Genomic DNA, 13716 nt, shown 5'->3' with positions numbered 1-13716 from the left:
GCAGGAGCAGTCGTGCTGATGCTGGGTGGGATTGCCACCTTGGGCCTGAGCGGGTGCGCCCCCGGCACGCAGACGGTGAAACTGGCACCCGATACCGAGCAGATCGAGGAGCGGGAGCGGGCGGAGCCCGGCGAACTGGCGCTGCGGGTGGTCGATCGGCGTCCGCGGGAGATCTTCGGTTACCGGGACGAGGGCGGTGGTGTGACCCTCTCCGGTGACCGCGATCTGTCCGAGGCCGTCGGCGACGGCCTGGCGGAGGCCTTCGAGCGCCAGGGGATCGCCGTGACCGAGTGGGACGGCGAGGCCGAGCGGCGTCTGGAGGTGGAGATCTTCACCTTCCACTATCAGCGCGCCGGCGGGTTTCTCAATCGCCGGGCGAGCCTGAGCAGCGAGTGGGTGGTCAGCGGCCACATCGACGGTGAGCGCTACAGCTCCGAAGCTCGAGTCCGTACCGAGACCCGCGCGCTGTTCGGGCCGAGTGAGGCCAAGAACGAGGAGCTGGTCAACCAGGTGCTCTCCCGGGGGGTGCGTCAGGTGGCGACCCAGAAGGATCTGCTTCGATTGCTGGAGGATGAGACGTGAACGACAAGCGCAGTCCGGCGAGCAACTCCCGGGATCCGCAGCAAATCCGTGAGCGCCTGGTCTGGCGCGCTGCGGTGGTGATGCTCCTGGCGATCACTGGCTGGCTGAGCTATGTGGCCTTCGACGCCCAGGAGCGGGCCGAGGAACTGGAGGCCGAGATCGCGGCCCACGACGACCGTGAGGCGTTGCTCACCCAGTTCGGCCTGAGTACCGAGGCGGTGCGGCGGTTCGAGGTGGCCGGTATCGACGCCGATCCCGAGCGCTATCTGATCGAGGATCTGAAGCAGCGCCGGGAGTGGCTGGCCGATCAGGCAGCCCGCCTGAAGGAGCCGCTGGAGGTCGATGCGGAGCGGAGCGCGGTGCTCTCCGACCGCTGGGTCTGGGCCACCATCGACACCGAGACCGGCGGTGGATCGGCGCTGCTGGCCTACGAGCTCAGCGAGTCCGGCGAGCTGACCTGGGAGCTGCTGGCCTACGCCTCCGAATATAAATAGACGGTGGCCTGCCGAGGCGGCCGCCCGGGTCGCCTTTTTCGCCATTGAAAACGATTCGCAATAGCATTACTTTATGACGGTCATCGACCGCAACCCCCCGAGTGATCGCCCATGAGTGAGACCGATACAGCTGGCCCTTTTGCCGACGGTAGCGTGGTCGAGCGGCTGATGACCCTGCTCGACGACGGCGGGCCCGTCCTGACGCTGCTGGCCATTCTCTCGGTGTTCACCCTGGCCCTGATCCTGATCAAGCTCTGGCAGTTTGCAGCAGCGCGTCTCTACGACCGGCGCACTCTCAACGACGCCCTGGCCGCCTGGCGGGCCGGGCAGGCCCAGGAGGCGCTGCAGCGGCTGGAGGCCAGCAAGCACCTGGGTGCCGAGCCGCTGGCGGTGGCCATGCGTGGACGTCTGGAGTCGCCCGACGACCAGGATCGGGTCCGGGAAGAGGTGACCCGGCTGGCCAGCGGGCGGCTGGAACAGCTACGCGCCTACCTACGCGGCCTCGAGGCCATCGGGGTGCTCAGCCCGCTGCTCGGCCTCCTCGGTACGGTCCTCGGCATGATCGAGGCGTTCCGCCAGCTCGAGGCAGCCGGCAGTCAGGTGGACCCGTCCATGCTCTCCGGCGGCATCTGGGAGGCGCTGTTGACCACGGCCGCCGGACTGGCCCTGGCGATCCCCGCGGTGGCCGCGCTCACCTGGCTTGAGCGCATTGTCGAGCGCTTCCGCCACCGCGTCGAGGATTCGGTCACTCAGGTCTTTACCACGGCGCCGCCGCCGCTGCGCCATGCGGATTGAAGAGACCCCCCGTCGCCGACGGCTGGTGAGTCTGACCCCGCTGATCGACGTCGTCTTCATCCTGCTGATCTTCTTCATGCTCGCTTCGACCTTCGTCGAGTGGCAGGCCTTCGGGGTCGATGCCCCCGCCGAGGGGGCCGCGGACGCGGAGCAGGACGAGGAGCCGCTGCGGTTGCACGTGACCACCGACGGCTACCGGATCGGGGACGAATCGGTCGCTGCGGACGACCTGCGGAGCCGGTTCGAGGAGGCCTATGAGGCCGACGCCGATCGCCGCCTGCTGGTCATTCCGGCCGCCGGTGCGCCGGTGCGGGCCGTCATCCGGGCTCTCGACAGCGCCGCGTTGGCGGGGCTGGAGGACGTCGCTGTGCTGCGCGAGGAGGAAGAGGGATGAAACTGCCCGAACCGCCGCGCCGCGAGCCGGAAGAGAACGTCATACCGATGATCAACATCGTCTTCCTGTTGTTGATCTTCTTCATGGTGGCGGGAACCCTCGAGCCCGACTCGCCGCTGTCCGTCGATCCGGCGGACAGCGAGCAGGGGGCGGAGCTGGTGGATGAGCCCCTGCGGGTGCTGATCGACGCCGAGGGACAGCTGGCCGTAGATCAGGACGTGGTCGACAACCGTGAGCAGCTTCTGGAGCGGCTCAAGACGGCGCTGAAGGAGGCGCCGGAGCGCCCGGTAGAGGTCAAGGCCGACGCCGATGCCGATTCGGCCCGGCTGCTCGACGTGATGGACGACCTGCGCGAGGCCGGCGCCGAGCGCATGCAGCTGATCACCCGGCGGGAGCACTGAGATGGAGCCGCGCTGGATCCACTGGTTGGTTGCGGGCACCGTCGCCGTCGGCGCCCACGCCGCGATCCTGGCCTGGGTGCCCCGGGATGCCGAGGAGGAGGTCGAGGAACGGCACGCCCCGGAGGGGGTGGAGGTGCAGCTCTCCGCCGTTCCGCCGCAACCGGAGGAGGAGGCGGTGGACGAGCCGGAAGAGGATGAACCGGAGCCGGAACCCGAACCCGAACCCGAACCCGAACCGGAGCCGGAGCCTGAACCTGAACCTGAACCTGAACCTGAACCTGAACCTGAACCTGAACCCGAGCCGGAGCCGGAGCCGGAGCCCGAGCCCGAACCGGAACCGGAGGAAGAGGTCGACCCCGAGCCGGAAGAGGACGAGGTCGAGGAGGAGGACGACGAGCCGGACGAGGGGCCGCCGCAGGAGGCAGAGGTGGGGACCGAGTCTGACGTCTCCGACTCCTTCCTGGCGGATGTGCACCGGACCCTGCAGGCCGAGCAGCGTTATCCGCGTTCCGCCGAGCGCCGGCGCCTGGAGGGATCGGTGGGGCTGACCTTTGTCCTCGACGCCGAGGGCAACGTGCTCGAGTGGGAGATCGCCGAGCGGTCGGAGCACGAGCTCTTCGATGAAGAGGTCGAGCGCATGATCGAGTCCGTGCAGATGCCCGAGATCCCCGAGGACGAGTCCTTCGAGCGCCTCGAGCTCAGCGTCACCATCGAGTTCCGGCTGCGCTGAGTGGGGGCTAACCGAAGGCGAGGTCGCGCAGGAACAGGGCGATCTCCGGGAAGAAGATCACCAGCAGCGTGGCCAGGATCATGATGGCGATGAACGGCGGCGTCCCGCGGATCACCTCGAGGTACGGCCGCCGGAAGACGGCGATCGCCGTAAACAGGTCGACCCCAAAGGGCGGCGTCGCCGAGCCGATGGCCGCCTGCAGCACCACCAGCGTTCCCACCAGGACCGGGTCGAGCTGAGCGGCCTCGACCAGCGGTGCCAGGATCGGCGTGAAGACCAGGATCACCACGATCGGGTCGACGAACATGCAGCCGATGAAGTAGATCAGCGCGATGGCCAGCAGGGCCAGGGTCGGGTCGTGGGCGACGGCGTCGATCAGCGGCCCGACCAGCTCCTGCGGGATCTGCGCGAAGGAGAGGCTGTAGGCGAAGGCCTGCCCAGCGCCGACCAGGATGAAGACCACCGCGGTGATCAGCCCGGTGGAGCGGGCCACCTCCAGCAGATCCCGCCACCCCAGGCTGCGGTACGCCCCGAACTCCAGGATGGCGGCGTAGAGCACCGAGATGGCCGCCGCCTCGGTGGGCGTGAAGAAGCCGCTATAGATGCCACCGACGATGATCACCGGGAACCCCAGCGCCGGCAGCGCGCGCAGCAGCGCCTGGCCGCGTGCGCCCCAGCCGGCCCGTTCGGAGCCCTCGATGCCCTGCCAGCGGGTGTAGATGTAGCACCACAGGCTGATCAGCAGCAGGATCAAGAGCCCGGGGCCGATCCCGGCGATGAACAGCTGTGCCGGCGAGGTCTGGGCCACCACGCCGTAGATGATCATGCCGATGCTCGGCGGGATCAGCAGCGCCACATCGCTGGCGTTGACGATCAGCGCCAGGTTGAAGCTGTCCTTGTAGCCCGCCTGCTGCAAGCGCGGGCGCAACGGTGTGCCCATGGCCACCACGGTGGCCTGGGTCGAGCCGGAGACGGCGCCGAACAGCGCGCAGCTCACGGCCGTGGTGATCGGCAGGCCACCACGGATGTGGCCGATGGCGGTTGCCACCAGATCGAGCAGGGTGTTGGCCGTGCGCCCGCGGGTCATGATGTCGGCGGCGAGGATGAACAGCGGCACCGCCGAGAGCACGACCGGCTGGATGCCGGTGATCATCTGCCGGACAAGGGCGTCGGCCCCGATGAACGGCAGCTCGACGATGAGGATCAGCAGGGCCCCGGCGAGCAGCGGCACCATCAGTGGGAAGCCGAGCAGCAGCAGGATGAGCATGACGGTGATGACCAGCGTCGTCATAGCCGGGCGTCCCCCGCCGGGTCTTCGCCATGCTCGTACGTCTCAAGCTCGCTGTAGGAGCGGTAGAGGGCGCGGTGGGTGAGGTTCTTCCAGGCGCTGAGGGTGTACTGCACGCCACCGGCGAACAGCCCGATGGGCACGATCAGGTAGGCCAGCCCCATGGGAATGCCCAGCGCCGTGCTGGTGCGCCCGCTCTCGTGGACCTCCCAGACGTAGTGCCCGGCGTGCCACGCCATGTAGAACAGCAGTCCGGCGGTGCCCACGTGGGTGAAGATCAACAACCCCTTGCGCGCCAACCCGCGGAGCTGATCGTAGACCGCGTTCATACAGATGTGCCGGGCCCGGCGCACACCGTAGGCGAGCCCGCCGAAGGTGATCCAGACCATGAGGATCTCGGTGAGCTCGAAGGTTCCTGGGACGGTGTTGCCGGTGAGGTTGCGCGAGAGCGTGTTGGCGATGGAAAGACCGGCCAACAGCAGCACGCCGCCGCCGAGGATGAACGCCTCGACTCGGGCGATGCCGCCGTCGAGCCGTTCGAGCCAGGTCCGCTTCCGTGTGCCCATGCAGGGGTCCCAACTGGATCGATGGCGTGAACATATCGAATCCCCGGGGGATACGTACAGTCCAGCCGCTTATGCTAGGGTTCAAAACGATCACCATGCTGACGGGAGATCATCCCCATGCACCGTTATGCCATCGCTACCGTGCTGCTTGGCAGCGTCGCCTTCGCCGGAGCCGCCCACGCCGATCAGTGGCGGATCGCCCTGGAGGAGGTGGAAGGCAGCATCCAGTACCAGTACGCCGAGCGCTTTGCCGAGGAGGTGGAGGCCCGCACCGACGGCGAGGTACAAGTCGATCTCTTTCCCTACGGCACCATCGGCGAGATGGGAGATATCTACGAGCAGCTGCAAGGCAATGTGGTGCAGTTCGCTTTCGGCTCCGGGGCGCTGGGCGCGACCGTACCGGAGAGTCAGCTGTTCAGCGTCAATTTCGTTCTCAGTGATGACGAATACGTCAATACCCGGGCGTTGAACGATCCCCACTTCCTGCACAGCGAACCGGTCCAGCAGGCCTTCGGTGAGCGCGGGATGGAGCTGGTCTCGGTCCTGCCCGAGGGCTGGCAGGTGTGGAGCGCCAATGAGCCGATCCGCACCCCCGAGGACTTCGACGGCGTGCAGATCCGCACCATGGACAACCGGCTGCTGCGCGAGACGTACCGTCAGTACGGCGCGGATCCGACCCCCATGGCCTACGGCGAGGTCTACGGCGGGCTCGAGCAGGGCGTCATCGACGGCAACGTCCAGCCGTACTTCGCCCACCAGGAGATGGGCTTCTACGAGGTCCAGGACTACTTCATCGAGGCGCGCCAGGCGCAGTTCATCGCCGGTTTCATGGCCAGCTCCATGTTCTTCGACGCGCTCCCCGACGAAAAACAGGAGATGATCCGCGAGATCACCGCCGACATGGTCGACTGGGCCCACGACATGCAGCAGGAGGTCAACGAGCAGCGGCTGGCCGACATGAAGGCCAACTCGGATATCGAGGTCATCGCCCTCGATGAGGACGAGCGGGACGCCTTCCGCGAGCGGGCCCTGCCGACCCGCGATACCTACATCGACGAGGTCGGCGTCCGCGGCGAGCAGGCCCTGGATCGACTGCTCGAGGCCGTCGATCAGGCCGAGGACGAGCACGGCGCCTCGTGACGGCGGCGGGGGTCGGGGCATGCGCCGCCTGCTGATGGCCATCGTCGCCGCCGCCGGCGTGGGCGTCGGTTGTGGCGAGGATCCCCCAGAGCAATGGCGCATCGCCCTGGAGGAGAAGGCGGGTGGCGTGCAGTACGAGTACGCCACCCGCTTCGCCGAAGAGGTCGAGGAGCGGACCGACGGCGCGGTGGAGGTAAGCATCTACCCCTACGGCGCCATCGGCGACACCGAGGCCGTTCACCAGCAAGTGCGTCGGAACGCGGTGCACTTCGCCTTCGGGTCCGGCGACCTCGCCGGCGCTGTCCCCGAGAGTCAGGTCTTCGGCCTGCACTTCATCTACTCCGACGACGCCTACGTCAACGCCCGGGCCCTGAACGACCCGGAGCTGCTCCAGAGTAAGGCCCTGCAGGGCGCCTACCAGGACGCGCGGCTGCGGCCGCTGGCCCTGGTGCCCGCCGGCTGGCAGGTGTGGGCGGCGCAAGGGCCGCTGGATGAGCCGGCGGACTTCCGCGATTTGCGCCTGGGGGTGGCGGACAGCCCGGTGCTGCGCGAGAGCTATCGCGCCTACGGCGCGCGGGCTGAGCACGTCGAGTACGGGGAGCTCCACCAGGCCCTGGTCGAAGGGCGGGTGGACGCCACCGCGCAGCCGATCTACATCCACGAGGCGCTCGGGGTCTACGAGCACGCCCGGTACTGGACCCTGCCCCGGGCGGCGCCGCACGTCTCCGCCTTTCTGGTCAGCGAGATCTTCTACCAGCGCCTGCCGCGCGGGCGGCGGGAGATGCTGCGCGAGATCGGCGAGGACCTGGTGGACTGGGCCCACGACATGCAGCAGGCGCTCAACGACGAGCGGCTTGAACAGATCCAGCAGTCAGAGGATATTGCCCTGGAGGAGCTCGACGCAGCGCAGCGCGAGGCCTTCGCCGATCCGGCCCGCCCCCTCCGTGCGGTCTACACGGCCCGCGGCGGACCGGACGCCGAGCGGATTCTCGCTCGGCTGCTCGATGCCCTGGAGCGCGCCGAGGACGAGCACGGTGGCGGCTGATCGCCCCCCGCGCTCAAGGTCGGCGGCGCGCCGATGATCCATCACCGACGCAGTACGCCAGGAGGAGAACCAGGATGGTACGCACCGAATCCACCATGCTGCCCATCGGCACCCCGGCCCCGGATTTCACCCTCACGGATACCGACGGTCGGCCGGTTTCCCTGCGCGAGGATCTGGCTGGCGGGGAAGGGGTGCTGATCGCCTTCATCTGCAACCACTGTCCCTTCGTCAAGCACCTGCGCGATCACCTAGCTCACTTCGGCCGGGAGTGCCAGGAGCGCGGGATTGCGGTGGCCGCGATCAGCGCCAACAACCCCGAAACCCACCCGGACGATGGTCCGGAGCGCATGGCCGAGGAGAAGGAGGCCGCCGGCTACACGTTCCCGTACCTCTTCGATCCGGACCAGTCCGTGGCCAAGGCGTACCGCGCCGCGTGCACGCCGGATTTCTACCTCTTCGACGCCGGACTGAAGCTCTACTACCGAGGGCGGTTCGACGACAGCACGCCGCGCAACGATCGGCCGATCACCGGCGCCGACCTGCGCGGGGCGGTGGATGCACTGCTCGAGGGGGCCGTGCCACCCCATCCGCAGTACCCGAGCATCGGCTGCAACATCAAGTGGCGCGAGGGCAACGAGCCCGACTACTTCACTGCTGGAGGATAAGCTCCAGCACGAACTTGCTGCCGAAGTAGCCGAGCATCAGGGCGAGGAAACCGATGACGGTCCACCGGATCGCCGTCTGTCCTCGCCAGCCCCACACCGCGTGGCCGATCAGCAGGGTGGCGAAGGCCAGCCATGAGGCCATGGACAGGGAGGTCTTGTGGATCATCATCCCCTCAAGGAGGCGATCCATGAAGAACAGGAAGCCAGAGCCCAGGGCCACGGTCAGGGCCACGAAGCCGACGGTGATCAGCCAGAAGAGCTGCTTTTCCATGGTGCGCAGGGCCGGCAGCTGTCGCACGAAACCGGTGGCCCGCCGGTGGCGCAGCCGGTAGTCCAGGGCACCCAGGATGAGCGCCTGGAGGACCGCGGCCAGCAGGGTGGCGTAGGCGGTCATGGAGATCACGATATGGATCTGCACCGCCATCTCGCGATCCAGGGTGGCCTCCGGGGGCGCGAACAGCGTCAGAGCCACCGCCATGGCCGACAGCGGCCAGAGCAGGATGCCCAGGTGCTCGACCCGCTGGCGCAGACTGACGATCACCAGCCCGGTGCTGGTGATCCAGGAAACCAGTGATAGCGCGCTGAAGATGCTCAGGTTGAGCCCGTCATCCACCCAGGTGGTATCGCCGACCACCACCACGTGCGTACCGACCGCCGCGGCGGCCAGCGCCAGCGCCGTCGAGCGGGCCGGGCTGCGCTCCTCGTGCAGCAGCAGACGGGCGCCCAGGGCGGCCGTGGCAGCCAGGTAGAGGAGGGTGGTGACAACGGTGAGGGCAGAGATAACCATAGTGCCTCGGATGATGGCATAAACCGTGCCACCCGGGAACCACCCTGCGACAAGCCGCAACGGCACACTGGATTCGCACGCCGGCGCAGCGGACCCGTATAATGCGGCCTGTTTCAGGTTTCCGAACGGATAGGCCGGACCATGTTTGAGAATCTCACCGGACGCTTCGACTCCGTCACGCAGCGCATGAGCGGGCGGGGCCGGATCACCGATGAAAATATCCAGGAGACGGTCCGTGAGGTGCGCAAGGCGCTGCTCGAGGCCGACGTGGCGCTGCCGGTGGTGCGCAGCTTCACGGAAGAGGTCAAGAAGCGCGCCGAGGGCGCCGAGGTGGCCAAGAGCCTGACGCCGGGGCAGGCCTTCATCAAGATCGTCCAGGACGAGCTCGTCCGCGTCATGGGCGCGGAGGCCGAACCGCTCAACCTCAACGTCCAGCCCCCGGCGGTGGTGCTGGTCGCCGGCCTGCAGGGGTCGGGCAAAACCACCTCCATCGGCAAGCTCGCCCGCTACCTGCGCGAGCGCGAGAAGAAAAAGGTCCTGGTAGTCAGCTGCGACGTCTACCGCCCGGCGGCGATCGACCAGCTCGAGACCCTCGCCGGCCAGGTGGAGGTCGACTTCTTCCCCTCCAAATCCGGCGACAAGCCCGAGCGCATCGCCAAGGACGCGGTCGACCACGCCAAGCGCCATTACTACGACGTCCTCCTCGTCGACACCGCCGGCCGGCTGACCATCGACGAGGCGATGATGGACGAGGTCAAGCGCCTGCATAAGACGGTGACCCCGGCCGAGACCCTGTTCGTGGTCGACGCCATGACGGGTCAGGATGCGGCCAAGACGGCCCAGGCTTTTGGTGAGGCCCTGCCGCTGACCGGCGTGGTGCTGACCAAGACCGACGGCGATGCCCGCGGCGGTGCGGCCCTGTCGGTCCGTCATGTGACCGGCGCGCCGATCAAGTTCCTCGGCATCGGCGAGAAGACCGACGCGCTAGAGCCTTTCCACCCCGAGCGGGTCGCCTCGCGGATCCTCGGCAAGGGCGATGTCGTCAGTCTGGTCGAGGAGGTCGAGCGCAGCGTCGATCAGGAGAAGGCGAAAAAGCTTGAGAAGAAGCTCAAGAAGGGCGGTAAGGGGTTCGACCTCAACGACTTCAAAGAGCAGATGCAGCAGATCGACAAGCTCGGCGGCCTGGGCGGGGTGATGGACAAGATGCCGGGCATGGGCAAGCAGTTCGATAAGGTCAAGGATCAGCTCGACGACCGTATCGTCCGCCGCCAGCTGGCCATGATCAACTCCATGACCCCGGCCGAACGCGCCAAGCCGGATATGATCAATGGCTCGCGGAAGAAGCGCATCGCCGCCGGCTCTGGGGTTCAGGTCCAGGACCTGAACCGCCTGCTCAAGCAGTTCAAGCAGATGCAGAAGATGATGAAGCAGGTCAAGAAGAAGGGCGGCCCGCAGCGCATGTTCCAGCAGCTGATGGGCGGCGGCGGTCCCGGTGGGCCGGGTGGTCCCGGTGGCCCCGGGGGGCTGCCCCCGGGGATGGGGCGCTAGGGCGCAAGCGCGGCGCGTGGCCCTATAAGGTGTGTTAGATTCGCGCCGATAACCGGGTCAGGGCCTGCGCCTTTCGGCCGGCTGCAACGGGAGACCACAATGAAGCTGCTGCGCCGCGTCCACGACATCCGCATCTGGATCCGCCTGCTCGTCGGCATCTGGCTGATGCTGGTCCTCGCTTGGACGAGCATGATCGCCTACGCGGCTTGGGAGCAGCGCAATGTGGCGGTGGATCAGGCCATCGAGTTCACCGATACGATGAACCAGATGACCATGGCCGGCCTCACCGCCATGATGTGGACCAATACCATGGACCAGCGCCACGAGTTCCTGGATCAGATCCAGGAACTGCCCAACGTATCCGGGCTGCGGGTGCTGCGCGCCGAGCTGACCGAGGAGTGGTACGGGCCCGGCGAGGAAGGGCAACAGCCGCAGGACGAGGTCGAGGCCCAGGTGCTGGAGACCGGTGAGCCCTACATCGCGCAGATCGACGGCGGGCAAGCCCTGCGGGCGGTCATCCCCAACTTCAACGAGACGGACTTCCTCGGCAAGTCCTGCGTCGAGTGCCATGGCCCGGGCAACGAGGGCGAGGTCCTCGGCGCGGTCACCATGGAGATCTCCCTTGAGGACGTGAACCAGGCGGTGATCGGCTTCGGCACCACGATCTTCGGGATCGCCGTGCTGCTCAGCCTGCCGTTCCTGCTGGTGGTCTACCTCTTCATTCAGCGCTCGGTCACGCGGCCGATCAACACCATGACCGACAGCCTCAACGCCATTGCCAGCGGCGGCGGTGATCTCACCCGGCGGCTGGATGTGCACAGCGGCGATGAGATCGGTCAGGCGGCCAGCGCCTTCAACCGCTCCATGGCCGTCTTCCACGACCTCATCGGCCGGGTGGTCGAGATGGCCGAACGCCTGGATCGTTCCGCCCAGCAGGTTTCCGAGGTCACCGACCGGAGCAACGACCGCATCGACCGCCAGCGCTCGGAAATCGAGCAGGTGGCCACGGCGATGAACGAGATGACCTCCACCGCCCACGAGGTGGCCCGCAACGCCCAGCACGCCGCCGAGGCGACGCAGAGCGGCGAGGATGCGGCCCAGCGCGGCAAGCAGGTGGTGCAGCAGACGGTCAGCGGCATCAACCAGTTGGCCGATGATGTCTCCCGCGCCGCCGGAGCGATCCAGAAGCTGGCCGACGACAGCGAGCAGATCGGTACGGTGATCGACCTGATCCGCGAGATCGCCGAGCAGACCAACCTGCTTGCCCTCAACGCCGCCATTGAGGCGGCCCGGGCCGGCGAACAGGGCCGGGGCTTTGCCGTGGTTGCCGACGAGGTGCGCAAGCTGGCGACGCGCACCCACGAGTCCACGCAGCAGATCCAGGACATGATCAGCGCGCTGCAGGAGGAGACCAAGAGCGCCCAGGCGGCCATGGAGCAAGGCCACGCCCAGACCCAGGAGACGGTGAACCAGGCCTCCGAGGCCGACGGCGTGCTCGGCGACATCCAGCAATCGGTGACCACCATCAGTGAGGTGAACACCCAGATCGCCAGTGCCGCCGAGGAACAAAGCCAGGTGGTCGAGGAGATCAACCGCAACGTCACCTCCATCAACGACGCGGCCGAGACGACGGCCCGGGAGAGCCACGAGACGAAGCAGGCCGGCGACGAGCTCGAAGTGCTCGCCCGCGACCTGCGCAAGCTGGTCGAGCAGTTCAAGGTGTGAGTACGAGCACGAACCCGAGCGCTGCGCGCAGACGCTGGATTGGCCTGATCGGCGGCCCCCTGGCCGCCGCGGCCATGCTGCTCGCCGGGCCGCCGGCCGGACTGGAGCCGGAGGCCTGGTATGTGGCGGCGCTCACCGTGCTCATGGCCACCTGGTGGGTGAGCGAGGCCTTGCCCATCGCGGCCACCGCGCTGCTGCCGGCCGTCGCCCTGCCGTTGCTCGGCGTCGCCAGCCCCGAGCAGGCGATGGCCTCCTACGCCAATCCGATGATCTTCCTGTTCCTCGGCGGGTTCCTGATCGCCATGGCGATCCAGCGCTGGGGGCTGCACCGACGGATCGCGCTGCTCATCCTCTCGGCCACCGGCGGGCGTGACGATCTCCTGGTGGCCGGGTTCATGGGCGCCACCGCCATGCTCTCCATGTGGGTGAGCAATACCGCCACGGCGGCGATGATGCTGCCCATCGGCCTGTCGGTCATCAGCCTGGTGGAGACCAGCAGCGGCAAAACGGATCGCCACTTCACCCTGGCACTGCTGCTAGGCATTGCCTTCGGCGCCAACATCGGCGGTCTCGGAACCCTGATCGGCACCCCGCCGAACGCTTTCCTGGCCGGCTACATGGGCGATCGCTTCGATATCCAGATCGGCTTTGCGCAGTGGATGGTCGTCGGCGTGCCGGTCTCCGCCATCATGCTGGTTCTGGCCTGGTGGGTGCTGACGCGCTGGGTGTTTCCCCTGCCCGGCCAGGCGATCGAAGGCGTTGGCGAGCTGATCGAGCAGGAGCGCCGGCAGATCGGGCCCATGCAGCGCACCGAGCGCCGGGTGGCGGTGGTCTTCGTGTTGACTGCGCTGGCTTGGGTGATGCGCCCCTGGTTGGAGAGCGTCCTGCCTGGCTCGGTGGCGATCAGCGACGCCGGCATTGCGCTGCTCGGGGCCCTGGCCCTGTTCCTGGTGCCGGCCGATGTGCGCCGCCTGAAGTTCCTCCTCGACTGGGAAGACACCCGCGGTCTGCCCTGGGGGGTGCTGGTGCTGGTCGGTGGTGGCCTGGCCCTGGGCGTGGCCATCGACGAGAGCGGCCTGGCTGGTGCCATTGCGGCACTGCTCAGTGGCATGGGGAGTTGGCCGGCGCCGCTGCTGGTGCTCTCGGTGGCGATACTGGCGGCCCTGATGAGCCACGTGACCAGCAATACCGCAACGGCCGCCACGCTGCTGCCGCTGGTTACCTCCCTGGCGCTGGCCATCGATATCCACCCGCTATTACTCGGTGTACCGGTGGCCCTGGCCGCCTCGGCGGCGTTCATGCTGCCGGTGGCGACGCCGCCCAACGCCATCGTCTTCGGCAGCGATCGCATCACCGTACCGGACATGGTGCGTGCCGGGGCGCTGCTGACCTTCGCCGGTGCGGGTATCGCCACGCTGGCTGCCTTCCTCCTGGCCCCTTGGGTGCTTGGTTTCTAACAGACGGGTATTCTGAATCGGGTATTTTTCTGCGGCGAAACCCATCCGTGGGGATCCGTTTCTCGCCTGGGTGATCCCCCTCCGTTTACAATTCCATCG

15 protein-coding genes are annotated in these 13716 nt (G+C 67.5%); 12 read left to right on the top strand and 3 right to left on the bottom strand.

Features of this window, described 5'->3' with window-relative positions:
* The first annotated feature begins 18 nt into the window (after window positions 1-18).
* The 6 genes from HHAL_RS02325 (at window position 19) to HHAL_RS02300 (ending at window position 3396) form a co-directional block, all read left to right on the top strand.
* Window positions 19-582: a YajG family lipoprotein gene (locus HHAL_RS02325; protein ID WP_242464268.1), complete on the top strand. Its 564-nt coding sequence runs from the start codon at window positions 19-21 to the stop codon at window positions 580-582.
* Window positions 579-1076: a hypothetical protein gene (locus HHAL_RS02320; RefSeq protein WP_011813266.1), complete on the top strand. Its 498-nt coding sequence runs from the start codon at window positions 579-581 to the stop codon at window positions 1074-1076. The genes HHAL_RS02325 and HHAL_RS02320 overlap by 4 nt, the downstream gene beginning before the upstream one ends.
* Before the next feature lie 111 nt (window positions 1077-1187).
* On the top strand, window positions 1188-1871 hold the full coding sequence (locus tag HHAL_RS02315) for a MotA/TolQ/ExbB proton channel family protein (RefSeq protein ID WP_011813265.1): 684 nt from the start codon (window positions 1188-1190) through the stop codon (window positions 1869-1871).
* Between the two features lie 25 nt (window positions 1872-1896).
* Window positions 1897-2265: an ExbD/TolR family protein gene (locus HHAL_RS02310; protein ID WP_187147879.1), complete on the top strand. Its 369-nt coding sequence runs from the start codon at window positions 1897-1899 to the stop codon at window positions 2263-2265.
* Window positions 2262-2666 (top strand): ExbD/TolR family protein, encoded by a 405-nt coding sequence (locus HHAL_RS02305; RefSeq protein ID WP_011813263.1) that lies wholly within the window; start codon window positions 2262-2264, stop codon window positions 2664-2666. Before HHAL_RS02310 ends, HHAL_RS02305 begins: the two co-directional genes overlap by 4 nt.
* A 1-nt stretch (window position 2667) precedes the next feature.
* A complete protein-coding gene (locus HHAL_RS02300) occupies window positions 2668-3396 on the top strand; it encodes an energy transducer TonB (RefSeq protein ID WP_011813262.1) in 729 nt (242 codons plus the stop codon).
* 7 nt (window positions 3397-3403) lie between these two features.
* On the opposite strand, the gene HHAL_RS02295 is transcribed toward HHAL_RS02300, so the two are convergent.
* Both HHAL_RS02295 and HHAL_RS02290 read right to left on the bottom strand, forming a co-directional pair.
* Complete coding sequence (locus HHAL_RS02295; protein ID WP_011813261.1) at window positions 3404-4687, bottom strand: TRAP transporter large permease; 1284 nt, start codon at window positions 4685-4687, stop codon at window positions 3404-3406.
* On the bottom strand, window positions 4684-5250 hold the full coding sequence (locus HHAL_RS02290; RefSeq protein WP_011813260.1) for a TRAP transporter small permease: 567 nt from the start codon (window positions 5248-5250) through the stop codon (window positions 4684-4686). Before HHAL_RS02290 ends, HHAL_RS02295 begins: the two co-directional genes overlap by 4 nt.
* Window positions 5251-5367: 117 nt before the next feature.
* Between HHAL_RS02290 and HHAL_RS02285 the strand changes: the two genes are divergently transcribed.
* The 3 genes from HHAL_RS02285 to HHAL_RS02275 all read left to right on the top strand — a co-directional run bounded on the left by HHAL_RS02285 (window position 5368) and on the right by HHAL_RS02275 (window position 8100).
* Window positions 5368-6390, top strand: a complete 1023-nt coding sequence (locus HHAL_RS02285) for a TRAP transporter substrate-binding protein (protein ID WP_011813259.1) — start codon at window positions 5368-5370, stop codon at window positions 6388-6390.
* A gap of 19 nt (window positions 6391-6409) precedes the next feature.
* Complete coding sequence (dctP, locus tag HHAL_RS02280) at window positions 6410-7435, top strand: TRAP transporter substrate-binding protein DctP (RefSeq protein ID WP_011813258.1); 1026 nt, start codon at window positions 6410-6412, stop codon at window positions 7433-7435.
* 74 nt (window positions 7436-7509) lie between these two features.
* Window positions 7510-8100 (top strand): thioredoxin family protein, encoded by a 591-nt coding sequence (locus tag HHAL_RS02275; protein WP_011813257.1) that lies wholly within the window; start codon window positions 7510-7512, stop codon window positions 8098-8100.
* On the opposite strand, the gene HHAL_RS02270 is transcribed toward HHAL_RS02275, so the two are convergent.
* The gene (locus tag HHAL_RS02270) at window positions 8084-8887 is read right to left on the bottom strand and encodes a cytochrome C assembly family protein (RefSeq protein WP_041595013.1); all 804 of its coding nucleotides are present in this window, start codon (window positions 8885-8887) and stop codon (window positions 8084-8086) included. The genes HHAL_RS02275 and HHAL_RS02270 overlap by 17 nt on opposite strands.
* 141 nt (window positions 8888-9028) lie before the next feature.
* Between HHAL_RS02270 and ffh the strand changes: the two genes are divergently transcribed.
* The 3 genes from ffh to HHAL_RS02255 all read left to right on the top strand — a co-directional run bounded on the left by ffh (window position 9029) and on the right by HHAL_RS02255 (window position 13617).
* Window positions 9029-10435 (top strand): signal recognition particle protein, encoded by a 1407-nt coding sequence (ffh, locus tag HHAL_RS02265; RefSeq protein ID WP_011813255.1) that lies wholly within the window; start codon window positions 9029-9031, stop codon window positions 10433-10435.
* A gap of 99 nt (window positions 10436-10534) precedes the next feature.
* Entirely contained in the window at window positions 10535-12160 is a 1626-nt protein-coding gene (locus HHAL_RS02260) for a methyl-accepting chemotaxis protein (RefSeq protein ID WP_011813254.1), read from the top strand.
* Window positions 12157-13617 (top strand): SLC13 family permease, encoded by a 1461-nt coding sequence (locus HHAL_RS02255; protein WP_011813253.1) that lies wholly within the window; start codon window positions 12157-12159, stop codon window positions 13615-13617. Before HHAL_RS02260 ends, HHAL_RS02255 begins: the two co-directional genes overlap by 4 nt.
* Window positions 13618-13716 lie beyond the last annotated feature (99 nt).

The sequence above is a fragment of the Halorhodospira halophila SL1 genome, assembly GCF_000015585.1.
GTDB lineage: Bacteria > Pseudomonadota > Gammaproteobacteria > Nitrococcales > Halorhodospiraceae > Halorhodospira > Halorhodospira halophila.
Note: the sequence above shows the minus strand (reverse complement) of the source record. Positions and strands in the feature narration are given on the sequence as shown.

Bases quoted from the DNA above. Each gene is read 5' to 3' on its own strand.
- HHAL_RS02325 (WP_242464268.1), top strand. From the start codon at position 19: ATGCTGGGTGGGATTGCCACCTTGGGCCTGAGCGGGTGCGCCCCCGGC.
- HHAL_RS02315 (WP_011813265.1), top strand. From the start codon at position 1,188: ATGAGTGAGACCGATACAGCTGGCCCTTTTGCCGACGGTAGCGTGGTC.
- HHAL_RS02305 (WP_011813263.1), top strand. From the start codon at position 2,262: ATGAAACTGCCCGAACCGCCGCGCCGCGAGCCGGAAGAGAACGTCATA.
- HHAL_RS02300 (WP_011813262.1), top strand. From the start codon at position 2,668: ATGGAGCCGCGCTGGATCCACTGGTTGGTTGCGGGCACCGTCGCCGTC.
- HHAL_RS02295 (WP_011813261.1), bottom strand. From the start codon at position 4,687: ATGACGACGCTGGTCATCACCGTCATGCTCATCCTGCTGCTGCTCGGC.
- HHAL_RS02290 (WP_011813260.1), bottom strand. From the start codon at position 5,250: ATGGGCACACGGAAGCGGACCTGGCTCGAACGGCTCGACGGCGGCATC.
- HHAL_RS02285 (WP_011813259.1), top strand. From the start codon at position 5,368: ATGCACCGTTATGCCATCGCTACCGTGCTGCTTGGCAGCGTCGCCTTC.
- dctP (WP_011813258.1), top strand. From the start codon at position 6,410: ATGCGCCGCCTGCTGATGGCCATCGTCGCCGCCGCCGGCGTGGGCGTC.
- HHAL_RS02275 (WP_011813257.1), top strand. From the start codon at position 7,510: ATGGTACGCACCGAATCCACCATGCTGCCCATCGGCACCCCGGCCCCG.
- HHAL_RS02270 (WP_041595013.1), bottom strand. From the start codon at position 8,887: ATGGTTATCTCTGCCCTCACCGTTGTCACCACCCTCCTCTACCTGGCT.
- ffh (WP_011813255.1), top strand. From the start codon at position 9,029: ATGTTTGAGAATCTCACCGGACGCTTCGACTCCGTCACGCAGCGCATG.
- HHAL_RS02260 (WP_011813254.1), top strand. From the start codon at position 10,535: ATGAAGCTGCTGCGCCGCGTCCACGACATCCGCATCTGGATCCGCCTG.